Annotated in this window: 28 protein-coding genes and 3 tRNA genes; 17 read left to right on the top strand and 14 right to left on the bottom strand. The window is 32.1% G+C overall.

Going from position 1 to position 25,574, the window contains the following annotated elements; translation table 11 throughout:
* Positions 1-4: 4 nt before the first annotated feature.
* Complete coding sequence (locus tag KO361_01245; GenBank protein ID MCC7574196.1) at positions 5-454, bottom strand: hypothetical protein; 450 nt, start codon at positions 452-454, stop codon at positions 5-7.
* 246 nt (positions 455-700) lie between these two features.
* Between KO361_01245 and KO361_01240 the strand changes: the two genes are divergently transcribed.
* Together KO361_01240 and KO361_01235 are read left to right on the top strand one after the other, a co-directional pair.
* On the top strand, positions 701-829 hold the full coding sequence (locus KO361_01240; GenBank protein MCC7574195.1) for a toxin-antitoxin system HicB family antitoxin: 129 nt from the start codon (positions 701-703) through the stop codon (positions 827-829).
* A 2-nt stretch (positions 830-831) separates the two neighbouring features.
* A complete protein-coding gene (locus KO361_01235) occupies positions 832-4,809 on the top strand; it encodes a hypothetical protein (protein ID MCC7574194.1) in 3,978 nt (1,325 codons plus the stop codon).
* 7 nt (positions 4,810-4,816) lie between these two features.
* Here the strand turns inward: KO361_01235 and KO361_01230 are convergent, their stop codons facing one another.
* Positions 4,817-6,016 carry a hypothetical protein gene (locus tag KO361_01230; protein ID MCC7574193.1) on the bottom strand — a complete coding sequence of 400 codons (1,200 nt, stop codon included), beginning with the start codon at positions 6,014-6,016 and terminating at the stop codon, positions 4,817-4,819.
* A 194-nt stretch (positions 6,017-6,210) separates the two neighbouring features.
* Here KO361_01230 and KO361_01225 point away from each other — a divergent pair.
* Positions 6,211-6,326 (top strand) — tRNA-Gly (locus tag KO361_01225).
* A gap of 130 nt (positions 6,327-6,456) precedes the next feature.
* Here the strand turns inward: KO361_01225 and KO361_01220 are convergent.
* Complete coding sequence (locus KO361_01220) at positions 6,457-7,992, bottom strand: hypothetical protein (protein MCC7574192.1); 1,536 nt, start codon at positions 7,990-7,992, stop codon at positions 6,457-6,459.
* A gap of 81 nt (positions 7,993-8,073) precedes the next feature.
* Positions 8,074-8,505: a divergent PAP2 family protein gene (locus KO361_01215; protein ID MCC7574191.1), complete on the bottom strand. Its 432-nt coding sequence runs from the start codon at positions 8,503-8,505 to the stop codon at positions 8,074-8,076.
* A 136-nt stretch (positions 8,506-8,641) separates the two neighbouring features.
* Here KO361_01215 and KO361_01210 point away from each other — a divergent pair.
* Together KO361_01210 and KO361_01205 are read left to right on the top strand one after the other, a co-directional pair.
* Positions 8,642-8,718, top strand: a tRNA-Ile gene (locus KO361_01210).
* 67 nt (positions 8,719-8,785) lie between these two features.
* Complete coding sequence (locus KO361_01205; GenBank protein MCC7574190.1) at positions 8,786-9,583, top strand: hypothetical protein; 798 nt, start codon at positions 8,786-8,788, stop codon at positions 9,581-9,583.
* Between the two features lie 3 nt (positions 9,584-9,586).
* On the opposite strand, the gene KO361_01200 is transcribed toward KO361_01205, so the two are convergent.
* The gene (locus KO361_01200; GenBank protein MCC7574189.1) at positions 9,587-11,218 is read right to left on the bottom strand and encodes a CTP synthase; all 1,632 of its coding nucleotides are present in this window, start codon (positions 11,216-11,218) and stop codon (positions 9,587-9,589) included.
* 186 nt (positions 11,219-11,404) lie between these two features.
* Here KO361_01200 and KO361_01195 point away from each other — a divergent pair, with 186 nt between their 5' ends.
* From KO361_01195 to KO361_01160, 8 genes are all read left to right on the top strand, one after another.
* Positions 11,405-12,589 carry a hypothetical protein gene (locus KO361_01195; protein ID MCC7574188.1) on the top strand — a complete coding sequence of 395 codons (1,185 nt, stop codon included), beginning with the start codon at positions 11,405-11,407 and terminating at the stop codon, positions 12,587-12,589.
* An 89-nt stretch (positions 12,590-12,678) separates the two neighbouring features.
* Entirely contained in the window at positions 12,679-13,077 is a 399-nt protein-coding gene (locus KO361_01190; protein ID MCC7574187.1) for a translation initiation factor IF-5A, read from the top strand.
* Positions 13,078-13,092: 15 nt separating this feature from the next.
* The gene (rpl40e, locus tag KO361_01185; GenBank protein MCC7574186.1) at positions 13,093-13,254 is read left to right on the top strand and encodes a 50S ribosomal protein L40e; all 162 of its coding nucleotides are present in this window, start codon (positions 13,093-13,095) and stop codon (positions 13,252-13,254) included.
* Between the two features lie 142 nt (positions 13,255-13,396).
* The gene (locus KO361_01180; GenBank protein ID MCC7574185.1) at positions 13,397-14,032 is read left to right on the top strand and encodes a 50S ribosome-binding GTPase; all 636 of its coding nucleotides are present in this window, start codon (positions 13,397-13,399) and stop codon (positions 14,030-14,032) included.
* Between the two features lie 14 nt (positions 14,033-14,046).
* Positions 14,047-14,424 carry a DUF2073 domain-containing protein gene (locus tag KO361_01175; protein ID MCC7574184.1) on the top strand — a complete coding sequence of 126 codons (378 nt, stop codon included), beginning with the start codon at positions 14,047-14,049 and terminating at the stop codon, positions 14,422-14,424.
* Positions 14,425-14,436: 12 nt separating this feature from the next.
* Positions 14,437-14,826, top strand: coding sequence for a Zn-ribbon domain-containing protein (locus tag KO361_01170; protein MCC7574183.1), 390 nt, complete (start codon positions 14,437-14,439; stop codon positions 14,824-14,826).
* Between the two features lie 132 nt (positions 14,827-14,958).
* Positions 14,959-15,522: a 50S ribosomal protein L15e gene (locus tag KO361_01165; GenBank protein MCC7574182.1), complete on the top strand. Its 564-nt coding sequence runs from the start codon at positions 14,959-14,961 to the stop codon at positions 15,520-15,522.
* 44 nt (positions 15,523-15,566) lie between these two features.
* A complete protein-coding gene (locus KO361_01160; protein MCC7574181.1) occupies positions 15,567-16,616 on the top strand; it encodes a tRNA (guanine(26)-N(2))-dimethyltransferase in 1,050 nt (349 codons plus the stop codon).
* Here KO361_01160 and KO361_01155 read toward each other — a convergent pair.
* Positions 16,606-16,884, bottom strand: coding sequence for an elongation factor 1-beta (locus KO361_01155; protein ID MCC7574180.1), 279 nt, complete (start codon positions 16,882-16,884; stop codon positions 16,606-16,608). The two genes, KO361_01160 and KO361_01155, sit on opposite strands and share 11 nt — an antisense overlap.
* A 29-nt stretch (positions 16,885-16,913) precedes the next feature.
* Positions 16,914-17,084 carry a DUF1610 domain-containing protein gene (locus KO361_01150; protein ID MCC7574179.1) on the bottom strand — a complete coding sequence of 57 codons (171 nt, stop codon included), beginning with the start codon at positions 17,082-17,084 and terminating at the stop codon, positions 16,914-16,916.
* 112 nt (positions 17,085-17,196) lie between these two features.
* On the opposite strand from KO361_01150, the gene KO361_01145 reads away from it, so the two are divergent.
* Both KO361_01145 and KO361_01140 read left to right on the top strand, forming a co-directional pair.
* The gene (locus tag KO361_01145) at positions 17,197-17,553 is read left to right on the top strand and encodes a RimK/LysX family protein (protein ID MCC7574178.1); all 357 of its coding nucleotides are present in this window, start codon (positions 17,197-17,199) and stop codon (positions 17,551-17,553) included.
* Positions 17,550-18,614 (top strand): RimK family alpha-L-glutamate ligase, encoded by a 1,065-nt coding sequence (locus KO361_01140; protein MCC7574177.1) that lies wholly within the window; start codon positions 17,550-17,552, stop codon positions 18,612-18,614. Before KO361_01145 ends, KO361_01140 begins: the two co-directional genes overlap by 4 nt.
* Positions 18,615-18,617: 3 nt before the next feature.
* Here KO361_01140 and KO361_01135 read toward each other — a convergent pair whose 3' ends face one another.
* Positions 18,618-19,148: a ZPR1 zinc finger domain-containing protein gene (locus tag KO361_01135; GenBank protein ID MCC7574176.1), complete on the bottom strand. Its 531-nt coding sequence runs from the start codon at positions 19,146-19,148 to the stop codon at positions 18,618-18,620.
* A gap of 73 nt (positions 19,149-19,221) precedes the next feature.
* Entirely contained in the window at positions 19,222-19,617 is a 396-nt protein-coding gene (locus tag KO361_01130) for a cell division protein SepF (protein MCC7574175.1), read from the bottom strand.
* Positions 19,618-19,805: 188 nt separating this feature from the next.
* Between KO361_01130 and KO361_01125 the strand changes: the two genes are divergently transcribed.
* Positions 19,806-22,346, top strand: coding sequence for an alpha/beta hydrolase (locus tag KO361_01125; GenBank protein MCC7574174.1), 2,541 nt, complete (start codon positions 19,806-19,808; stop codon positions 22,344-22,346).
* Between the two features lie 88 nt (positions 22,347-22,434).
* Here KO361_01125 and KO361_01120 read toward each other — a convergent pair.
* The 3 genes from KO361_01120 to KO361_01110 form a co-directional block, all read right to left on the bottom strand.
* Positions 22,435-22,549: transfer RNA gene (locus KO361_01120), tRNA-Thr, on the bottom strand.
* Between the two features lies 1 nt (position 22,550).
* Entirely contained in the window at positions 22,551-22,706 is a 156-nt protein-coding gene (locus tag KO361_01115) for a hypothetical protein (GenBank protein MCC7574173.1), read from the bottom strand.
* A 35-nt stretch (positions 22,707-22,741) separates the two neighbouring features.
* Positions 22,742-23,446: an alanyl-tRNA editing protein gene (locus KO361_01110; GenBank protein MCC7574172.1), complete on the bottom strand. Its 705-nt coding sequence runs from the start codon at positions 23,444-23,446 to the stop codon at positions 22,742-22,744.
* A 74-nt stretch (positions 23,447-23,520) separates the two neighbouring features.
* On the opposite strand from KO361_01110, the gene KO361_01105 reads away from it, so the two are divergent.
* Positions 23,521-24,162, top strand: coding sequence for an endonuclease III (locus KO361_01105; GenBank protein ID MCC7574171.1), 642 nt, complete (start codon positions 23,521-23,523; stop codon positions 24,160-24,162).
* Here KO361_01105 and KO361_01100 read toward each other — a convergent pair whose 3' ends face one another.
* Together KO361_01100 and KO361_01095 are read right to left on the bottom strand one after the other, a co-directional pair.
* Entirely contained in the window at positions 24,163-24,786 is a 624-nt protein-coding gene (locus KO361_01100) for a hypothetical protein (GenBank protein ID MCC7574170.1), read from the bottom strand.
* Between the two features lie 39 nt (positions 24,787-24,825).
* Positions 24,826-25,491, bottom strand: coding sequence for a hypothetical protein (locus tag KO361_01095; GenBank protein MCC7574169.1), 666 nt, complete (start codon positions 25,489-25,491; stop codon positions 24,826-24,828).
* Positions 25,492-25,574 lie beyond the last annotated feature (83 nt).

Here is a 25,574-nt window from a genome sequence, read left to right as displayed (position 1 = left end):
TTTTTTAATCTTTAGTAACTGTAAGAATTAATTCGTTTGAAGACACAGTCTCATTACCTTTTTTAATTGTTGCTAATAACTTATAATCTGTTCTAATAGCGTTAGTGATTCCAGAAACACTAAAAATCCTAGTAACTGATTCTCCTGGATATAGCTTAATGTTCAAAACACTAGGATCTTCATGAGATACATTAACTGCTAAAACATCATCAGCAGTGATGAACAAAGTGCCTTCCATCAAAGAAGAACCGGTGTTTTTAACAATTACAAAAAGACGAGTTTCTTCCCCGGAAACAATCTTAGAATCTTTTAAATTTAGTTCTATTTTTCCTTTAGAAGAAGTAGAAAGCTTATTGTATAAACTTGAACCAATTATTAATAGAATAACTAATAAAACAATAATGCCTGCTAATACGTACAATTTCTCTTTGTTGGATAAAGAACTTTTTTTCATATAAGCAATGTCTAGTTCCTAGTATATAAAGATTATCTTTTGATTGATTATTCAAAACATTTAAATACTAAAAAGTTATTAAACTTATTAAAATAACTAAAATTAACAAAATAATAAAAATAACTAAAATAAGTCTTTTTTTTGTTTAATTAAAAAAAAACAAAGAAACACAAATAAAAAAACCAATATTTATAAATACAAAAAAATGAAAAATAAAAAGAGGGTCGTGTTAAAAAAAATAAAAAAATGGCTAATATAAACATAAAAATACCTGAAGACATACACAAACAACTAAAAATAGAAGCAATAACACGAGACATGACACTAAAAGAATACATAATACAAAAACTAGGAGAAAAACAAAACAAAAAATAAAAATGCTACAAAAACTAATAAACAAAAAAAGCAAACAAACAATCCTAGTATTAGTCACTATGCTAATTATTTTTCTAATAAACACAGCAGGCGCCAATTCACCCAACGTATTCATAGAACCCTTAAATCCTTACACGATAGATACACTAATATGTTCATTCGACTTTGAAGGATACGATTATTACAACATAAACTGGTATAGAAACGGAGAAATAACAGGAATAGGAAACTCAACAACAGTTTCATCAACCCAAACAACAAAAAATGAAACCTGGACTTGCGAAGTAACAACTTATCTAGGAGGAGAAATAGAACATCAAGGAAACAGAACAGTACAAATAAGAAATTCAGCTCCAACAAATCTAAGAATGTTCTTCGCGAACGGAACAGAAATATTTGAATATCAAGAAATAACAGAAGACGAAGTATACAACGTTTATTTCAACGCAACAGACCCTGACGGAGACACATTATCATACTCAATAACAGACACATCTGAAAGAGACTTATGCCATAGCTTAAATCAAAACACGGGAACTATGGTGTGTGAACCAACACACTACACACTAACAGGAACAACACTACCTGCATCAGAATCACCAATTAATTATACAATAAGATTAAGAGCAGAAGAAACAGCAGCAGAAGGATACAGCGTATTCAGAGACTTTAAATTAACAATAATACCAGTAAATGACCAAGCAAGATTCGAAACAGAAATACTTGATTTAAGCCTTAATGCGTTACCAGAATCAAACTGGACTTACTTAGTAGAAGCATACGACGAAGAATTAAACTTACCATTAAACTTCTCATTATCACACAATGAAGGATTAGGATTAAAATTAGTTACTCCTGAAGAAAATAATCAAACAACAATTCTTTTAGGATTCCCTGAAGGAAAACCAACAAACGCGGACGTAGGAAATTGGACTGTTACAATATTCGTGACGGACAGTTACGGAAGTAATGAATCCAGACCTGCAACGAACCAAACGTTTAATTTACAAATAAATAGAACAAGCGAATTACCTTATGTCACAACTAATTTAACTAATATAATAGGAACGCAAGGAGAACCATTCGAATTATTAATAGAAGCACGAGACCCTGATGAAAATGACACAATAAGCTTCAGAATACTACCTTTATATAACGAAACAATAGATCCTCATTGCGCCCCACAATACTTTGAATGGAACCAAACATTACAAGTATTAAATAATTCATGGAACAACGCATCAGCACTAATAAACATAACAAATTTAACAAACAACCACGTAATATGCAGAATGATGAACATAGAATTAACAGATCAATTAGGTTCATCATCAACAATCCCGGTATTCTTTAACATAACTAACGTAAACGATCCCCCTGAAGTACATGAATTAAGCTTATACGAACAAAACATAGGCGGACAAACAAACATGAGCAATTTATCAGTAAGCTTATATGTGGCATCGGCAGTATACAAAGTAAACGCAACAGACCCGGACCAACACACTTACGATATTAATAATACAGGAATAATAACATACACAACTAATGATTCAAGATTTAACATAAATTCACAAACAGGAGTAATGCCGCTAACATTCCTTAACCAAGACTTAATAGGAAACTGGGAAATAGAAATAACAGCAACAGACAACCAAGGACTAAACCATACAAGAATAATGAACCTAGAAATAATAGCGAATCAACCACCAATAATAAGTACGCTAACAGAACCAATAATACATAATCAAAACGACGAAATAATAGTTCCATTCAACACAACGGATCCAGACGGAGACAACGTATACATATCAATTTCAAGCAACAACCCAAGATTCAACCAAGAAATATACTTAATGGCGTTAGAACAAAACAATACGTATATGCAAGGAAGCGCGAACATAACGAATTGGCACTTCAACCTATCAAACTGGATAATAAACAAAACAAACACGCATCCAGAAAACCAAAGACCAAACAAAACACTGTACGCAAACGAACTAGTAGGAACACATAACTTAACAATAACATTATATGACTCACATGGAGCAAGCAACGTAAATTCAACAACTAACCTAGTATTCACAGTACTAAATGAAAACGATCCGCCATTCTTTGACATGAACCCAAGAAATAACGTAACAGATGAAGAAATAACATTTAACAACATGGCACAAGGAAGAACAAGAACAGAAATACTATATGCAACAGACTTCGACTTATACTTACCGAATCCGACAGAAGAACTAACATACACAACAATAAACCAATCAAACATAACAATAATATCATTCACTAAACACGTAGGATACGAAGACGTAGCAACACTAACATTTGTTCCTAACACAGTAGGAGAACAATTCATAACAGTTCAAGTAACAGACCTAGAAGGCAGCTCAACAAACCAAACAATAAACTTCAGAGTATACAACGAAACCACGCCACCAAGATTCACAGAAATAAGACCTTACTTCGAAAACGGAACAACATATGCAGGATACAAAAACGCAGCAGAAATGACTAATCCATCATACATAGAAGGAGAAGAAAACACATACATAGTATTCGACGCGAACATAGAAATAGACCCAGTAATATATATGAATGACCCGGAAGGAGAATTCAATTCATTAAAAACAGAATTATATGTGAACGGGGAACTAATAGAAACAAAAACAAATGTTATCTCAAAATATAATTCATCATACCAAGTATACTTTGATTTCTTCAGCGAAGGAATAAACAACATAACAATGAAAGCAATAGACGCAATAGATTCATCATCAACGTGGACGTGGCAAGTAAACATATCAAACGTTAATCGACCACCAATTTATTGCGAAGACTCATTACACGACATAAAATTCAGCGGAAGCATAATGTGGCCTAACTACTTAGGATACTTCGCGCATCAACGATTCTACGACCCAGATGATGATCCTACAAACACAAGACCAGCATCAATAAATCCATGCATAGAAGAATTCTCAGGAGTAAAAGAATTACCAAGTTTAACATTCAGCCACGAAATGACAGCAGGATATTGTAACGCTGACTTCGTATTTGAAGGAACAAACCTAACAATAATAGGATACGCAAGAGGAATGTGCGTAGTGCGATTCACCGCGACAGACGAATACGATGAAAGCGTAACAAGCGAAGAAGTAATCATAGAAATACTAGAAGCAGTATCAGACGGAGACGTAGCATCAGAAAAAACAATAATAATAACAGAAACAATAACAATGCCAATACAAGAAGAAGTAGACGTCCCAGCACCAACAAAAATAATTTATCCAGGAAACGCGGTATTCTACCAGAATCAAACAATAGAAATACCGATAGAAGTAAAAAATAATTGGACAACTGAATTATCAGGAATAACACTATCAGCAACAACAACTAATAACTTACAAGAAAATTTATCCTCAGAAGAAGATAAAATAGAAATGTTCTTCTCAATAACAAACATACCGTCGCTACCAGTAGGACAAAAACAAGACGTGAAATTAGTCCTAACAAATTACAGAAAACCAGGACCTATAAAAATAAACATATTCGCAGACGTACAAAACCCAGAATTTACTGATTCAGAAACACTAATAATAGCGGGACTAGAAATGATGGGAGATAACCCAGAAAACGTAAGAGCACTAGTAACATACGCGCGCGACTTACTAACATCAAGTCCTCAATGCGCAGAACTAAACGATTTACTAGACACAGCTTCAAGAATGCTAGAACAAGAACAAACACAAGACGCATTAAGACTAATAGATGCAGCAATAAACGGATGTAACTACTTATTATCACAAGAAGAATTCCTAAGAAGAGAACAACCAGGAGCACTAAAAGCAGGACTAGACTTCACATCACAAAACTGGTTCGAAATAATAATGGGCTCAGTAGCACTAATATTCATAGCAATAACATTCTACGTATTCTCATTCATAAGAATGTCAATAAAAGACAACAAATAAAAAAAAACTAAAGCTTAGAAATACGCTCATACAAAGAAACTAACAAAGGATAAACCTTAGTTTTTTCATCCTTACTTAACTTCTCATACAAATCATTAACCGAAATATACACACTAACCAAATCATCCTTATCAACAAGACTCATAGAATCATCAAGCAACCTAAAAACATCTTTAACATCAACATCCTCAGAAACAGAACTCTCTTTAATATCCTCGGAGTCATTAACAACAGGAACTTCTTCATCACTAACATCATTAACAGATTTATCAACACTCTCACTAACATCCTTAGAAGAATCAGAAACAACAGAAACCTCACCAGAAAACTCTTTACTAACTTTAGTCTTCTTAACATTAACATCCTTTAACCAATCATCACTCTTAACATTATTCTTAACATCTTTAGTCTTAGACCAAGAATCATCAATCACGCCAACAGAACTAGAAACAACATCCTCAGAAAAATTATTACCAGCATCAAAACCACTCAAATCCTTCTCGTCAGACTTTATGATTTCATCTTTAACACTTGAATCAGCAACTTTATCTGTATCAGAAATCTTTTTGTTATTATCTTTAATAACTGAATCAACAATATCATTAGAATCAGAACTAGGCAAATCACTAACCACTTCATCATCCTTAACTTTTGAATCAACAGCATCCTTAATAATTTTTGATTCACCAACAGAAGAAACAACTCCTTCATCATTACTAGAAACATCATCACTTAACTTAGAAGTATCAATCTCAAAAGTAATACCCTCAGAAACATCATCGTCATTACTACTAACCAAACCAAGCTTTCTAAAAAAATTATAAAAAAAACTTTTCTCCTTCTTCTCCTCAGACCTCAAAAACTTAACAACATCATAAAACTCCTTAATCAAATCCCTAATCTTCTCCTCATCAAAAAAAGAATCCTTATACTCCACAGCCTTAATCTTATTAACATAATCAACAACGGCCTTCTTCACTTCTTTATTAACAAAAACCTTATCAAGCTCCCTAATAATCTCATCAAACGATAACTCATGATTAATATCTAAGAATTCACGAAAAAAATCCTTAACAAAATAATACAAATCAGAATCAGTAACCAAAGGCTTATTCAAATAATAATTAGTCTTCTTACTCAAACTATCAAAAAGCAACTTAGTAGACTTCTCCTGCTTACCACGCGAAACACTATCAACAGTCTTCATAAAAAAACTCACACCCTCTTTTTTACTAAAAAAAATAAAATAATAAAAATAATTCAATAATAAGTTTAAAAATCAAATTATTTAAAGCTTTCTAATTTAAACAAAAGAAAAACCAGACGAAAAACAACCCAAAAAACCAAAAAACCAAATCATACAAAACCTTTATAAATTAATAATTTGTACCAAAAAACAAAGCACCGATAGTCTAATGGTAGGATAGCGGCCTTCCACGCGCTAGAATCAAAGATTCGCTGAACCTTCACATGCGCGAAGATAGCCGTTGGTCCGGGTTCAAATCCCGGTCGGTGCATTTTCTTTTTTTGAGAGTTGTTGGTTTAAGTAATCTTTGCGGGATTTGAACACACTAAAAAATCAAAGATTTTTTGTGCCTCTCATTTTTTTAAGAAGCTCAATAAATAATTAAAACAAGCACGAAGAAACTACCAAGAAAGCATACCATGCGCCTTCTTATAATTCTTAAAAATCATCCACATAGCGCCAGACGCGGCCTTAATAGCACCCTTAACATCACCCTCACTAACCTCTCCTTTTTTAGACTTACCGCCCAAAGAAATATTAGGAACAAAAGCCTTACCAATCTCACCAAAACCCTTAAAAATACTAATAAAAGGATCAAAAACATTCAAATCACTCTGAATAGGCTTAAGCTTATCCCTACCACTAGAAACAACAGGCTCCTCAATAGTACCCTCAGCCTCCCTAATATAACTATCAAGATCATCACCAAGCATATCCATCGCTGACTTCAACTGATCATCAACCAAACCAAGCAACTCACGATCCTCATAATCCTTCATTCGCCTATACATCTCAATCTGCTTATCAGTCCAAGCATAAGCCCTAAGAGTCATAGTGCCCTTACCAACATGAACAGGACCTCTAGAAGCTTCTTGCTGATAATTAAGAACAGGCCTAGTATTAAAAAGAAAAGTCATTAAAACACAAGCATTCACGTTCTTAATAGGCTTATAACCAATAACTTCTATTTCAGTAGACGAAGTCTCAAAACTACTAATAAGATCAGGACTATCCAATTGCTCCTCATTCATAGTCAAACGCTTAATATGCTTCAAATAAGGCTTAACCCAAGACATATAAGTCTTAATAGTAACATAATGCTGGCGCAAATACTTAATCTGAAACCTACGCCTAGTAATTAATTCCTTCTCAGTCTCATCAACCCAAACCAAGAACTGATACAACTTCCTCTTCAAAACACTCTTCACGCTCTGATTAAAATTCAAACCATCAACTACTTTATCAACATCATCCTTATTATGGACAACAGTATTAAAAAACAAATCAGGAAGAACTGCGTAACCAACCTGATTAGAAAGATGAAATAAACTACCAGGCTGAGCCTGACCGCCCTTATTCTCAGCAAAGTCAGCAAACAAACCCTTAAGAGTAGCATCCGCACTCTTAGAATTCTTCCTATTACCATAAACAGTTAAACGCTCATCAATAATCCTCAACTCACGAACAATCTGAAACAAAGTCCTAACCAACTCAGAAATACCCTTAAGAAAAGCACTAGCCCTATCCTCTTGAATACTAAGACGTTGAGCACTCTGACCAAAAAAAGCACTATTCTCAGAAGCAGAAAAAACATCAGTAACTTTAACCATCTTAGGAAAACCATTATCTTGACGAAGATGACCAATACTCCAAAAGTACAACTCTTCCAACGACATCCCAAAAGACTCACTAATCAACCTATAACGCTTCTTAGTAGAAGGATAACCAGTATTCTGATACGTGCCAGTACTACTAATATTATAATCCTCATCTAACTCCTCATCAGCATGACTCGCATCATAAGCAGTAACACCTTTAACACCTGGCTTAAGAACATAATAACCCTTTTTATCATTATACTCATACAAATCCTTGGCACTACTATTAATAAAACCGAACTTCACCAATAATTCATGATTCTTAAGGATATCAGCCATTCAAAACAAACCTCTTTTACAAAAAATATTAAACATTTTAATAATCAAAAGATTACTAACAGTAATCATTTATTAACCTTTCTAAATAAGCAAAACCAAAAAGAAAAAACCAGTACTAATCACGCCAATAAACAAACCAACCAAAACTTGAAAAAAAGTATGACCATACACAACTTTCAAAGAATTAATTTTTTGCTTCTTCAAAAGAACATTAACAGAATCACCCAATACGCCAACTTCTCTACGAACAGTAACAGCGTCCCTAAGAATCAAAGTAGCCAAAACAAACGCTAAAAAAAACACAGGCGACAAACCTTGCTCAAGAAACAAAGCAAAAGTAATAGAACCCATCAAAGCAGAATGAGAACTAGGCATACCTCCATTCCTAAAACCTGCAAAAAAAGAAAAACTACCAGAATAAAAAAAATGAATTAACATCTTAATCAAACAAGAAACTATCCAAGCAACAAACACGCTCAAAAAATAAAAATTAGTAACAACATCAAAAATCATAAAAAACAAAAACGAACTAAAACAATATAAATTTTTCTAAAAAAAAGACTCCTCAGAATTAAATAAAACAAAAAACAAAAAACGAAGAAAAATTATTTAAAGGCTTCATTAATCCTTAGACATAACAAAAAAACAAGGGTCCGTGGCTTAGCCTGGTATAGCGCACGACTGATAATCGTGAGGTCCGGAGTTCAAATCTCCGCGGACCCACCATTTTACTTCTTCAGAAAACTATATAAATAAGTAAAGAAAAATGAATAATAAAAAGAGGGTTGTAACGTTGGACTTCAGTATACACAAAAAAAGTGCTAAAACAAAAAATAATTATTCTGCAAACAACATAGACCTAGCCTACAAGTTCTCCAAACAAATACACGACGAACTAGGAGACTTAGTAAAAGGAATAATACTATTTGGAAGCGCGGCAAAAAAAAATCAAGAAACAAACGACATAGACATATTGCTAATAATAGATGATGTATCAATAAGATTAGTCCCTGAAATAGTACAAACATACAGAATAATAATAGAAAAAACAGTTCAAAAAATATCAAATAAGCTACACGTAACATCAATGAAATTCACGTCGTTCTGGGAATACATAAGAGCAGGAGATCCTATAGCTATAAACATAATAAGAGACGGATATGCATTATATGACACAGGATTCTTCGAACCAATACAAATACTACTATTACAAGGCAGAATAAAACCAAGCCAAGAAGCCCTATGGTCATATTACAACAGAGGACAACAATTCTTAGCAACATCACAAAGAAGAATAATAGACGCGGTACTAGACTTATACTGGGGCGCGATGGACGTAGCACACTCTGCACTAATGAAAATAAATGAAGTACCAGTAGGACCAGAAGACATACCTAACTTAATAGAAGACAAACTAGTAAAAAACAAATTAATAAGCAAAAAAATACCTTGGATACTAAGAAAACTATATTCTCTAAACAAAAAAATAACTAATGGAAAAATACAAAACATCACAGGAGAAGAATTCGATTTATTACTAAAAGAAACAAAAGAATACTTTGAAGAAATGGAACAATTCATAAAAAAATAAAAATTATTTCTCAGACATAAATTTAATCGCTGCTTTAATAAAACCACTAAACAAAGGATTAGGTCTCAAAAAATTACTAGTGAACTCAGGATGAGCCTGAGTACCAACAAAGAAAGGATGATCATTTCTTTCCAAGAACTCAACTAATTTCTTATTAGGAGAAAAACCACTAAACACCAATCCTTTAACTTCTAATTTATCCTTAAATAAAGGATTAACCTCGTATCTATGACGATGACGCTCAACAACTAAATCCTTACCATAAAGAGACTTAACAACAGAACCTTTCTTTAATTCGGCAGGATAATCACCTAAACGCATACTAGCACCATAATTCTTTTCCTTAATGTTCCTTTTTTGCTCCGGCAAAACATCAATCACAGGGAACTTAGTATTAGGATTAATCTCAGCACTATTAGCATCACTCCAGCCCAAAACGTTCCTAGCATGCTCAATCACCGCTAACTGCATACCATAACATAACCCTAGAAAAGGAATCTTATTTTCACGAGCCAACTTAATGGCATTAATTTTACCATTAATACCGGAAGAACCAAAACCACCAGGAACAATCAAACCATCAAAACCGTCAAGAGAACCATTACTTTCAAAAGCAATAGAACTAATCCATTGAATATCAGGCTTAACACCTTGATGATAACAAGCATGCTTAACCGCTTCAACCACAGAAATATAAGAATCTTCTAAAGCGAAATCACCAGTATCAAAATACTTACCAACAATACCTATTCTGACAGAGCCCTTAGGATTCTTAATGGTATCAACAAAACCAGACCACTTAACAAAATCATCATTAAAATTTTTAACTGGTTCGTTAAGCACTTTAAGAATCTTCAAATCAAGACCTTGCTTATCAAACAACAAAGGAACTTCATAAATAGTCTCAACATCCTCACAAGAAATAACATTCTCTTTAGGAACATTACCAAACAAAGAAATCTTCTCCCTACGCAAATCATCAATAGGTCTAGACGCTCTACAAACAACGAAATCAGCCTGCAAACCATTAGCATTCAAAGCACGAATAGAATGCTGAGCAGGTTTAGACTTCATCTCACCCGCAGTATTAGGAATAGGTAAATAAGCAACGTGAACAAAAGCAATACTTTCACCTCTAAGCTTCATAGAACGCAAAGCCTCAAGAAACAAAACATTCTGATAATCACCAATAGTACCGCCTATTTCAACAATAACAAAATCAGCACCAGAAGACTCAGCACAAACTCTTAAACGACGCTCAACTTCTAAAGGAATATGAGGAATAACTTCAACGCACTTGCCATCATATTCGAGATTTCTCTCTTTAGAAATAACTTCTAAATAAACCTGACCCGTAGTAATACTGCAAGATTTAGATAACTTAAGATCCATGAATCGTTCATAATTACCAAGATCTTGATCAGTTTCACCGCCATCGAAAGTAACAAAAACTTCGCCGTGCTCAGTAGGACGCATAGTACCGGCATCAATATTAATATAAGGATCAATCTTAACACAAGCAACCTTAAAACCTCTGCTCCTCAACAACATCCCAATAGAACTAGCAATAATGCCTTTACCAAGAGTGGAAATAACGCCCCCTGTAACAACAATCCACTTAGCTTTCCCCCGCATAAAATACCTGGAACCTTGTTTTATATAAATTTTACGATTAAAAAAAAACAACAAACAAAGTTTGTATTCACTCAATAATGGATAAACAATAGAAATATTTATATAGTAATATGTAATATTTTAATCAAACAATAATTGTTTAAACAAAAATAAATTTCCTACACGAAGAAGGGTGGTGATATCAACATGAAGAAAAAACTAACAATTTTATTAATACTAGCAATGTCTTTAATGCTAATTGCTTGTGGACCAAAAGAACAAGACCAAAACGGTTTAACTGATGATTTAAATCTATCAATAATAGATGAAATAACAGAACCAAAACCTATTGATCCAATCGACGCATCAAAAGCAGCATACACATTAAGAGCTGTAGAAGGAGAACTAGTAAGAATACCTGTTCAAGCACAAGATCCTGACGGTGGAGAAGTAAAAATAACTTTTGAAAAACCATTCAACCAAGAAGGACTATGGCTAACAAGAATAGGTGACGAAGGACAATACTTAGTAAAAGTAAGCGTAACTGACGGATTACTAACAACTTCTGAACACGTACTAATAATAATAGACAGAGCAAACAGACCACCTGTAGTAGAATGCCCAGAAAAAATAGTGGTGCAAGAAACAGAAACAGTCAAAATAAACTGTAACATATACGATGAAGACGGAGACCCAGTAATAGTATCATATGAAGGATGGATGCGCTCATCAACAAGAGACACTGATTACGGAGATGAAGGAAACTACTCAGTACTAGTAAGAGCAAGAGACGCAGAAAACGAAGTGACAAAATCAATGCAAATCATAGTGGAAAAGAAAAACAGACCACCAGTAATAGAAACAATCAATGAACTAAGAGTAATAGAAACAGAAACAATAAGAGTACAACCAAAAGTAACAGATCCGGATGGGGATGACATAACTCTAAGTTTCTCAGAACCACTAAGCGCTGACGGTTCATGGACTCCTGACTTTGGAGATAGAGGAACGTACGAAGTAATAATAACTGCTAGTGATGGAAAAGAAGAAACAACAGAAACATTCAAATTAGTAGTTGAAAGAAGAAACAGAGCACCAGTAATAAAACCAATCGAAACAATAACTGTGCAAGAATCTGAAACAGTAAAAATAAACGTACAAGCCTACGACCCAGATGGAGATGACATAATTATAAGTTTCTCAGGATGGATGAATTCAAGCGAATACACAACTACTTATGACGACGCACACCCTCTAGGATGTGACGAACCAGGATGTACAGCTACATACTTCGTAACAGTAACAGCGAGCGACGGAGTACTAGAAACAAACGAAGTAGTTGAAGTAAGAGTCAAAGACAAAAATAGACCTCCGGAGATAGTCTTCGGATAAATTTTTTTTCTTTTTTTTCTTTTTTTTTAAAATAGGAATATTTTTAAATAAAATAGTAATTCTTGACTATTATACAGGACGTGATATTCATGAGTGATATAAAATATAAATCTGCAGGAAGCTTACAAAAAGGAAACTACGTAGTAATGGACGGCGTAGCATGCATTGTATCAGATGTTAATATATCGAGACCAGGAAAACACGGACACGCAAAAGTAAACTTTTCAGGAGTAGGATTACTAGATGGCAAGAAAAGAAACATGGTGTTGCCAGGATCAGACAACGTTGATATTCCAATAATAGATAAAAGAAACGCACAAGTACTAAGCGTGCATGGAACATCATGCAACGTCATGGACTCAGAAACATTTGAATCATTTGATTTAGAAATACCACAAGAATTAGCAGGAGAAATAAACGAAGGAACAATAGTTCTGTACTGGGTAATACTAGGCGAAAAAGTAATGAAACAAATAAAATCAAACTAAACACGGTGAAAAATAATGGGTAAATTTCCAGAAGCAGCAGCAAGACTTTTAAACAACATATTCGTATGCAAAAGATGCAAAACCAAAATAAGAACAACTAATCTTAGAGTTCTAAAAGGAGAATCATCTTGCAGAAAGTGTTCTTCAAAAGCATTAAGACCAGCTAAGAAGAAATAAACAATTTTTTTTATTAAATTTTTTTTTTTTAAATTCTAAACATTAAAATAAATTAAAAACTATTTTTTTAGAACTTAATACTTCTTAATTAAAGAATAAGTAAACAAAAGATTTAAATACCTTTACGGTAGTTTAATTTTTCATGATAAAAAAGTTTAAAGGTTTTTTCAAAAAATTTTTCAACGGACTCTTTAGGAAAAAGAAAAAAGTAAAACTAGGATTATACGGACCTCCAAACGGAGGAAAAACAACTCTTGCTAACAAGATATGCGTAGATTGGCTAGGAGAAGAAATGGGCTCAGTATCAAGCATAGCTCACGAAACTAGAGAAATCCAAATAAAAGAGCATATAACAATAAAATCTAAAGGCAAAGAATTATCTTTTAATTTAGTTGATACTCCGGGAATAGCAACAAAAATAGACTATGAAGACTTCATAAAAGTAGGAATGAAAGAAAAAGAAGCAAAAGAAAGAGCAAAACAAGCAACAAAAGGAGTAATAGACTCAATAAAATGGTTAGATGACATGGACACAGTAATAGTTGTATTAGACGCAACACAAGATCCATACAGCCAAGTTAACATAACAATAATAGGTAACTTAGAAGCAAGAAAAATACCTGTATTAGTAGTTGCAAACAAAGTAGATCTTAAAAAAGCAGACATAAAGAAAATACAAGCAGCATTCCCACAATATGAAGTAATAGGAATAAGTGCTAAATTCGGAAAAAACATGGACGAATTTTATGACAAATTATTCGACATGGCGGGTTCATAATGGTGAAAAGAAACATGCTAACATTACAATTCATACCTTACAATGAGATAGATGGCTTAAGCTCAGATAAAAGAATATCAAAACTACTAAAAGCAGTAAAAGCCAACAAAATAGTGCTACTAGAAGGAAGATTAAAACCAGAAGAAGAAGCGGAACTAATACAAAAAACAATGGAACAAATAAATGATAACTTCAAAGGAATAGAATTAAGTGCGGTAAACACAACTAACTTATCAGAAGGATTCATAAAAAAATTAAAAACAAAATTAGTAAACTTACTTCTAGGAAATAGACACGGATTAACAATAATAGGTCCGGCAAAGATAATAAAGGAAATAAAACAAGATCCGGACAAGATACAACTCTTCACAGAAGACTTGTCCAAGAAATAGAGGTGAATAAAAATGCCTCATCAATGTGTTAAATGCGGTGTTCTACATGGAGATGCGTCAAGCGCGATACTGAAAGGCTGTACTAGTTGCGGAGGCAAACTATTCTTCTTCGTTAAAGACACGGACTTAAAAAGAGCAAAAGAAAGAACATTTGACTTAACAAAAAAAGACAAAGACCAAATAGAAAAAGACGTATATGACATAATAGGATCAGACGTAGACAAAGAATTACCAGTAGTTCTAGACTTTGAAAGCATAAACATAATAGCGCCAGGAAAATACGAATTAGACTTAGTTAACCTATTCAAAAAGAAACAACCATTAATATACAAATTAGAAGACGGAAAATACATGATAGACTTAATAGAAACCTTCAAAAAATTTAACATAAACAAAAAATAAACAGTCTAAACAACGAAAACATTAATCAAAAACCTTTATAAATCAAGTGTTATTTCTAAAAACAAGGTTAATGTGGCGAGTAGCTTCGCTGAAAACCAAATAAAAAAACAAAACAACGGAGGCTAAAAAAAAATGGGATACCTAAAATATTTCAAACAAAACTGGAATTCTAATACTCAAGAATCCAAAGAACTAAACAAAGAAAGACTAATGCAGTGGAGAAGAGAACCAGTAACAGTCAGGATTCACAGACCAACAAGATTAGATAGAGCAAGAAGCTTAGGATACAAAGCTAAAAAAGGATTCATCCTCGTAAGACAAAAAGCAACAAGAGGAGGAAGACAAAGACCAGACATAAAAGGAGGAAGAAGAACAGCTCACTCCAGTCAAAGAAAAGACGTATCAAAGAATTATCAATTAGTATGCGAAGAAAGAGCAGCTAAAAAATACGTTAACTGCGAAGTACTAAACAGCTACTACGTAGGAAAAGACGGAAAAAATATATGGTACGAAGTAATACTAATAGAAAGAGATAATCCATCAGTATTCTTAAATAAAGAAACAGCTTGGGCACTAGACACAAAAAACAAAGTCTTAAGAGGACTAACTAGTGCAGGAAGAAAATCTCGAGGCTTAAGAAAAAAAGGAATAGGCTCAGAGAAAACAAGACCAAGCAGAAAAGCAAACAAACACTAACTTTTTTTATTTTTATTTTTCTTTTTTTTAACTCAGGTAGCACTATGAAAAAAGTAACCGAGGGAAAAACCAAGATATGTGTGGAAACACAACAAGTAGTAAATAAAAAAATGCCCTCGTTCTACAACCCAGTCATGACTACTAACAGAGACTTCACTTTATTAGTTCTAAACGCGTTAGAAAAAAAAGAACTAACAATAATAGATCCCCTAGCAGGAACTGGAATAAGATCACTAAGAATACTAAAAGAACTAAAACCAGAAAAAACAAAAAAAATAGTGATAAATGACATAAAAAAAGGATTCAAAGAGAAACTAGAACAAAACTTAGAATTAAACAAATTAAGTAAAGAAAAAATAATAATAAGAAATGAAGACGCAAATAAAGTTCTAAACACAGAAGGACACTTTGATTACGTAGACATAGACCCTTTCGGAACACCCAATCCTTTTCTAGATTCAGCAATAAGAGCCTTAAACAGAAACGCGATCCTAGGAGTAACAGCCACAGATACTTCTGCACTATGCGGAAGCTACTCGAGCGCGTGCAAAAGAAAATACTGGGCAGAACCCTTAAGAAACGAGTTAATGCATGAATTCGCAACTAGAATACTAATACGCAAAGTACAACTAATAGGTGCACAACACGAAAAAGCACTCACTCCATTAGTTTCATATGCAACTGATCACTACATAAAAATATTCTTCGAATCACAAAACAACAAAACAAAAACAGATGAAATACTAAAAAAACATGAATTATACAAAGAAAAAGGACCTATATGGACAGGCATAATAAATAATCATGAATTCATAAAAAAAATGCTTAATCAAAACTTAGAGATAAACAAAAAAACCCTTAAACTATTAAAAATACTAGAAGAAGAATCAACAATACAAGAACCTTTCTTCTATGATTTACATGAAATTGCGAGTCAACAAAAAACCAAAACAATACCGCGAAAAGAACAACTAATACAAGAACTACAAAAAACAGGATACGAAGCAACAAGAACTCATTTCAACGAAAACGCAATAAAAACAAATGCGTCAAAAAAAGAATTAATAAAAAAATTTAAAAAAATTATCCGATAGCTCGTCTAACATCAATAACTTCAACGGAATTAACACCTTTAAGAGCTTCAATTTCTTTCTCAACAGGTTCAGGACTACCCATGGATTCATCCATAACGAAAGTAATTTTTAAAGCCTTAAGACCAAAAGCTACAGGTTCAATCTCTTCACGAGTATCACCTTCACCAGCGAAATCAGCGATCTTCTTTTTAACTTCCTCAGTCAAAGAAGCTAAATCAACTTCTGGAGACTCAGGCATAATTTTTACAGTAACAATTGCATTAGCCATTATACATACCTCTTATTCCTTTTATTTACTTAATTAGGACCTACAAAGCCACACTTAGGACAAGTATACTTAGAAGCTATTTTTCTAGCTTTTGAAGACCTAACTATTTCATAATCACCACAATTAGGACACATAAAAGAAACAGAGCCCCTATCATTCGTTACACTAATATTCAATGATAAACATTTCTTTTCAACCATAAAAACCACGAAAACACAATCAATTTATAAACATTACGGGTCTAACAAAGAAAACAAATAAAAAAATAATTAAACCAAATAATTTTTAAATGAAACAAAAATAACTAAAAACATGACAAAAAGAACCAAGGAAGAGCAAAAAATCATAATAGGTCCTGTTGAAAACATAACTATTAATGCTAAAGAAAAAAAAGGAAAATACGAAGGTAGAGTAGACACGGGAGCCGCCAGTAGCTCAATAGACGCCAGAATAGTGGCTGATTTAAAACTCGGACCAGTACTGAGTGTAAAAACAGTAAGAAATGCGCATGGAGAAACATTAAGGCCTGTAGTAGAAGCAGAAATAGTGTTAAAAAAGAAAAAAATGACGACTATATTCACAGTCGCGGATAGAAGCAGAATGAAATACAAAGTCCTAATAGGAAGAAACATATTAAAACAAGGATTCTTAATAGATGTGACAAAATGAAAGCAGCAATAATAAGCCAAGGAAGCGAAAGTTCAAAATGGACATATGAGGCAATGAAGAAATACTTTGAAGAAGTAGATGAAATAAACGTAAAAAACCTAGAACTAAGCATATCAGGAAGCACAGCACAAATCTTACATAAAGGAGAACCTCTAAAAAAATATGATTGCATATACGCAAAAGGCTCATTTAGATATAGCCAAATATTAAGATCATTAACGTCTATATTACACAAAGAATGTTATATGCCAATAATACCTAGCGCGTTCACAATAGCACACGACAAATTATTAACTCAATTAATGATGCAACAACACAGCATACCTATGCCAAAAACATACATAAGTTCAACCATAGATTCAGCAAGACAATTATTATCAAGTCTTAATTATCCTATAATCATGAAGTTCCCACAAGGAACACAAGGAAAAGGAGTGATGTTTGCGGATTCATACAGCTCAGCATCATCTATTCTAGATGCGTTATCCGCATTAAAACAATCATTCATAATACAAGAATACATAGATACAGGCTCGACTGATTTAAGGGCATTCGTAGTGGGAGAAAAAGTCGTAGCTAGTATGATAAGAAAAGGAGCAAAAGACGAAGTAAGATCAAATATACATACAGGTGGAACAGGAGAAGTGATAGAAATAGATGAACACACAAAACAAATCGCGATAAAAGCAGCAAAAGCAATAGGTGCAGAAATATGCGGGGTAGATATATTACAAGGATACAAAGGACCCCTAGTAATAGAAGCAAATATTAGTCCAGGATTGCAAGGAATAACAAAAGCAACAAAAGTGGATATAGCTGACAAAATAGCCAAATATTTATATGAACAAACTAAGCATAGAAAAGACAATTATAATAATAAAATTAAAAAAGAAGCAATGGCTGACATAAACAACGAAAGTACAATAATAACTAATCTGGATTTTAGAGGATCAAGAATATTATTGCCTGAAATGACTTCAGTAATATCAAAAATAAAATCAGAAGACCAAATAGAAATAACAGCAAAAAAAGACTACGTGTCCTTAAAAAAAATAATATAAATATTATTTCTTAACAGTTTTATCACTAATAATAGCAGAATTACCGCTAGGATCATTTAGATTAATAGTGATTTCTTCTTGACCCATAAGAACCTTTGTAAGCTTTTTAACCATGTTTTTAGCTTTCTTCCGCTCAGAATCATCCTCGGCATTATCCCTTAAAAATTCGACTTGACGTTTAATCCTATTAATAATTCCTTCCACGTTAGTAACGTATCCATTACTGGCTTCACCAGGCTCAATACTGCCAATCCTAGGAATAACAATAGTGGCAAAAGAAGACTTAATAACACGCACTTTCAAATCATCCTTAGAAGAAACGACTAAAGAACACTTAACAGCGGGCTTATTATCTAATGCTTCAACGTCAGCTTTATGATAACCACATTCTTCATTCTCACAATCCATAGAAAAAACAACTACTCGACCAAAAAAAGGAATCTCTCGTTCAGCTTCTCTAAGAGTCAAAGTATTCTTCTTACAAAAAGGACACTGCTCTCCTTCTAAAACATCAATATTAAAATCGTCATTCATAAAAAAACAGTTTCTTTATCTATTTAAAAAATTTGTTGTAAGAAAACATATAAAAAAAAGAAAAAAATAATAATTAATCTTCAAACTGAGCGGGGCTGGCTGATTTATGAATCTCAGCGAAACTAGGTACGACGACTACGTAATCCTCGCCGAAACCAGCAATTTCACCATCAATAGCTTCAACTGTTTTCTTTAACTTGTTAACGGCGCGTTTAAGCTCAATCATATCCTTCTCACGCAAAGGACTAATATTAACTAAACAAATAGTATTTCCTTCACGTAAACACTCAAGAATAGACTTAATGTCAGCAAAATCATCAAGTACGAACGGCCTCACAATAACCTTAGAAGAACCACTCCTTGAACCAACACTAGTATCAAGCTCAACATATTCATCCTCAGAATCTAACATGTCGTCATCATCATAATTCTTCTTTTTAAATCTCCTCATCGAAAAAAAATTCGTCATTTAACCTTCCCTCCTATAAATCATAATTATTGCTTGAAATATTAGTAAAGCAACAAAAAAATGATTATCAAGAACATATATAAAACTTTCGTTTCTAAAATAAGTCCAGAAAAACTGTTAGTGCACAACAAAAAAGATTTAAAAGATACATTTTTATACTTTCACGCATAATCCTAAAAAAGATAAAAATGTCTAAAAAAGATAAAAAAAAGAGAACAAACAAAAAAATCTCTAAAAAAATAAAAAAAGAGAAATCAAGCCTTGTTGATAACTTAAAAAAGCACAAAAAAGAACTAATTAGAATATTGATTGTATTAACAATCCTAATAATTCTTTATTTTTCATCAGCTATGATGATAAACATAAGATCAAACTACGCAGAACAAATAATAATGGAAACAAGTCCACAAAACATAAATATTAACACAAAACAAAATGAAAAAGAACAAATATTAATAGAAACAGAGATAAGAACAAATCTTTTCTGTAAAACTACTTGTGAATACGAATTAAAAGATTTAAGTGAAAACAAAATATTAGATAAAGGCGAATTTTATTTTTCAAACTATAAAAAACATGAATATGAATCAATATTATCAACAAATAAATTGGGATCGGGACAAATAATGTATTTGTTCGAAATAAGTTGTATAAATTATGAATCAAATATGTGTAAAGCAATGACTTTACCAGTTATAAGAACTGCTTTAATAACTATGAATTACGAACCAAGCAAAGAACAACAACTAAAAAAAGAAGAAGTACAAACAATAATAAATGAAATAACTGAACTAATAATGGCTGGTCAAACAAACACGTTAATGGCGCAAGCTATTGTTAACAATATTTCTCAAATGAAAAAAGATCACTTAGAAAAAGAAATAATTGAATTAATATTTTTTCAAAACATATTAGAAAAAGACTTAGATAAAATAAATGAAGATTGGAAAACACAGAATTATTCATATGTAGAACAAGAAATAAAAAAACATAATGTGATTGAAAAATCATTAAATTTCAAAGAAAAAGCCAATCACTTAATATACATAATAGAAAAAGAACAAGAAATATACAATGAAGCAATACAAACATTAACAACTTTTAGAGAAGAAATAAACTTGTTAAATCAAATAAACAAAATAATAATATTATCTGACAAAGAACCAGAAACTAATTTACAAGAAATACACCATTTAAATCTCAAATTATTAACTGCGTTAAATGAAAAAAAATTCAACAACTATCAAGAATTAAAAAATTTAATAATAGATATACAAAACAAATCTTTACAATTAAAGAAAACACATGATGAATTAAAAGAATCATCATTTTATGAAATAAATACTTGGATTCAACTAATGAATAATGATTTATGCTTACTACAAAACAAAGAAAACTGCAATGAAAAAATAAAAATAATAAGTAACGAAACAAACATACAAGAACCAACATTATTATGTGAAGAAACACAAATAATACAAGAACTAAAAAAAGAACTAAAAGAACAACAAGAAACAAAAAGACAAAATCTAACAAAACAAGAAATACTAGAAATAGATACAGAAAAAAGATTAGTGGAACAATCGATGTTACAATGGCAAATACAACAAATAAATGATACTAATGCAACAAAATTAATAAACTTGTTAATGAATTATGCTCAAAGAGTAAATGAAACAAGTAACCAAAACTATTATTTAAATAATCATAATGAATCAAAACAAGAATACTTCTTACCATTAACTTATTTAGAAAATGAAACCCAAAAATATTTCTTAACATGCACATCAGAATTAGAATTTCCAATAATAACTAAACAAAAAGAACTAATAAAAGAAATAAAAATAATGACTCCTAACATAAAGATAATAGAAGACGTATCAGCGACGTGTTGTTTCAAAAACAAATGCGAATCATGCTGTGACTATGAAGAATGCATACAACAACAAAAAAATCCTTTAATAGTATTACATGGATACTCGTTTTATAGCTTTAATTCAGCATTACATTCCACGAACGCTTTTAACGACTTCGTAAAACAAATAACTCAAGAACATAAATATTATCCTGCAGGAATAATAGGACCATCTTATTATCCTGAATATGAAGAGAATGAATTAACAAGAAACTTTGCAACACCAATATTTAAAGCGACATATTACGAAGTACTAAGATTCGGAGAAATAACACCGGGAGAATTATCAATAAGAATTCAAAGCATAACAGAACACGCAGAGAAACTTCATGAAATAATAGAATACATAAAAAAAATAACCAAAAAACAAGAAGTGGATATAATCGCGCATTCAATGGGGGGATTAGTAACAAGAACATACATAGAAAAATACGGAGAAAACTCACTAGGAACAATAATATTAGTAGGAACACCTAACCAAGGAGTACCACAAAGACTAGCATATCTGTGCAGATTCTTCGGAGGACAAACAGAATGCGACGATATGTACCAAGAAAGCGGGTTTATGAATTACATAAATAAAGAAATATCGCCTCCAAAAAAACAAATACACTTACTAATAGGAACGGGTTGTAACACATTCGGAGCAGACGGAGACGGCATAGTGCAAACAAGAAGCGCAGAATTAAACTTCACCACGAATTATTACTTCGAAGGAACTTGTGATTTAGTGGATAATTTTCATAGAGATATGATAAAACCTACTAAGTACCCTGAGATATACGAAAAAATAAAAGAAATACTAATGAATTAATTCTCAAAATCAAAGATTTAAAAAAATTTGGATTTCAAATGTAAATAATTCTTTGTTTGAAAAACAATTTTTTTTTTAAAATTAAAAGAGCCTCTGGCGAGATTTGAACTCGCGACCTTCTGCTTACTCCACCCCTTAATCGAGTCCTAAAAAACTCGTTTAGAGGATACGAGGCAGACGCTCTACCACTGAGCTACAAAGGCACTATTCAATTTTTTCTTTAAGTTCATCAAGAGACAGCTTAGACTGACAAGAACTACAAACTAATCTTTTCTTGCCTTTAGTATTCTTAACGTAAGTACCAAAAACTTTACCAAGAATACCTTGTTCAACTTTCAAATTACAAACATGACACTTCATTTTATTATTGAAACAAACCTTTATTTATAAAATTTTCATTCAAAACCAACAACTAATCTACGATTATTCTTACCTTTATTCTCAGTTTTTAACAATTTCAAATTCTTAACTTCAGAAGTGCTCTTAACATGAGTGCCTCCATCAACCTGAACATCAACACCTTCAATCTCAACAATCCTCAAAGTCTTAATATTAGGAGGTAAAATATTAGCGAGCTTCAAAGCTCCAGGCAACTTAAAAGCTTTTTCCCTAGATAAATAATAAGAAGAAATTGAATGATCTTGAACAAGAACACCATTAGCTTTATTAACTAATTCTTTTAATAACTCTTTATCGTAATTATCAAGATTGAAATCAATTCTTAATTTATCTTCATACAATTGATTACCAGTAATCAAAGCACCAGTTTCATTATGAAGAATACTACAAAGAACATGAGTCGCTGTATGTGCTTTCATCAAATTATAACGACGATTCCAATCAATAAAACCTTTAACAACATCACCCGCAACTAAACCATTAGCTTCAAGAACATGAATAATTTCACCACTCTCTTTTCGAACATCAACAACTTTGAATTCGTCAACTCCTCTAACAATGAAGCCAGTATCATGAGGCTGACCACCACTACTAGGATAAAAAGCGGTTTCTTTTAAAACAACAGAATCGCCAACAACTTTTTCAACAACACTCTCAAATTCTTTCAAATAAGAATCATCCATATACAAAGCCTTACTCATAATATCACCCAAAAATAATTATTAAAAAGAAAGAATTAAAAAAACCTTTAAATAAATAACTATTCACTAATAAAATGAATAAAAACCTGAGTATTAAAGAAAAACAAAAAGAATTCTTAGAAATATGGAAACAAGCAAACAAGAAATATGGAAAAAACAAAAAAAGATTAGCGGGAGAAGGATGGAAAAAAGACTGGCAATTATTAATAACGACGATGCTATCAGCACAATCAAGAGACGAAATAACGATACCAGTCGCAGAAGCATTATTTAAAAAATATAAAACCTTAAATGAAATAGCGAACGCGACAAAAGAAGAATTAAAAGAAGATATAAAAAAAATAAATTACAACGAAACCAAAGCCAAACACATAAAACAAACAACGCAAATACTCCTAGAAAAACATAAAGGAAAAGTGCCAAGAACTAAAGAAGAATTAATAAAAATGCCTGGAATAGGAATAAAAACAGCGAACCTAGTATTAGCAGAGCTCTACGACGAACAAGAAATATGCGTAGATACACACGTACACAGAATCGCAAACGTATTCGAACTAGTAAAAACAAAAACACCAGAACAAACAGAGAAAGAACTAAAAAAAATAGTGCCAAAGAAGTATAGGAACAAAATCAACAGGATATTCGTATTGTGGGGGCAAGAAGTAAAAGGAAAAAATCCTGAAAAATTCCTAGAAAAACTCAAAGAAAAAAATTAATCACTTAATGATTTTCCCAGTACGAAAACTCCACATGGCCAAATCAAGAACATCAACATCAAGATTGTGTTCATCAGCAAACTCTTTAATTTTCGACTCAATCCTAAAATAATCAGAGTCCTTAAAAGGAAACTCATCAACCTCGAGAACTCCTAATTCCTTCATCACACTAAGAACATGCTTATCAACAATACATAATCCTTTAACACCTATGTTCCTAAGAAAATGACTAGATTCCTTCAAACCAAAACCCTTAAGATTATTCTTAATAAACAACCTTTTAACATGAATATCTTCATCAGAAACAACATGCTTCAAATCAATACCTAATTCTTTAAGTTTTTCACGATTAAAAAATAAATACTCTGATCGCTTATTATAAAACCTAACTTTCTTATGAACACTACGCTTATAATCATCCAAAGAACCATGATGAAGAACAGGCCTTAATAATTCAACAGCTAACAAACCCATCTCAGCACTAGAATTAGCAGCAAAAACACAAAACGCCAATTCCTCAAATAAATCGTCGTGAGACGCATCACGAAAACGCTCAAAATCCTTTAATCTAGATAAAGCTTCCACTTCAACGTTCCTATAATGATCCAAGAAATCTTGCTTCATAAAAACAAAGAATTACTAATTACTTAAAATAAATTTCTACTAATTACCAAAATCAAAAACAGCATAATCTTTTTTTTGAACGCCTAAATTCTTAAGTTCAGAATTATAAATTCCAACTTCTCGAAAATTACAATCATTAAAATCATTAGTTTTCAAAGGAGAATAAATAATTAAAGAATCATCCTTAAAATTATTAGAAAATAAACCAATATTCTTCTTAAACCAATCCTTAGGATGCTCTATTTCAGAAGGAACAATCAAAAAATCACAAACATCATCATGAAGATAAGGCAAACCAATATCTGAACAGATCCTAGTTATAGCACTAAATGATTTATCGCCAATACAGAAATTTAAAAGTTTATCATCAGAATAAAAATCAAAAAGAGCCTTATCCAAATTAGTAATTAACAAAGAATCAGAATCAATACGCGGAATAAAATAACCGGTGTAACTAGACGAACCAACACTTAAAGACTGATTAGAAACACAAATAACTTTCTGATAATTCTGCTCTCTCAAAGTACCAACTAAACCAACGTCGTAATGATTACTTAATTCAAACAATTTTTCTAAATCTTGCTCGTTAAAAGAATTCTCAGGAAAAACAACTAATCCATTAATGCCTAAACTAAATTCTTCAGCGTACATATTTAACGCGGCCTTATCAAAAGGACTAGGAATATTGGTCGCGACGACTTTCATAAAACTAAAGAATAAACAAAAATATATAAAACTATCGCTAAATAATCACTATTAAGTAGTATTAAATAAAAAAAGAAAAAAAT

This window comes from Candidatus Woesearchaeota archaeon, assembly GCA_020854775.1.
Lineage (GTDB): Archaea > Nanobdellota > Nanobdellia > Woesearchaeales > 21-14-0-10-32-9 > 21-14-0-10-32-9.
Note: the sequence above shows the minus strand (reverse complement) of the source record. Positions and strands in the feature narration are given on the sequence as shown.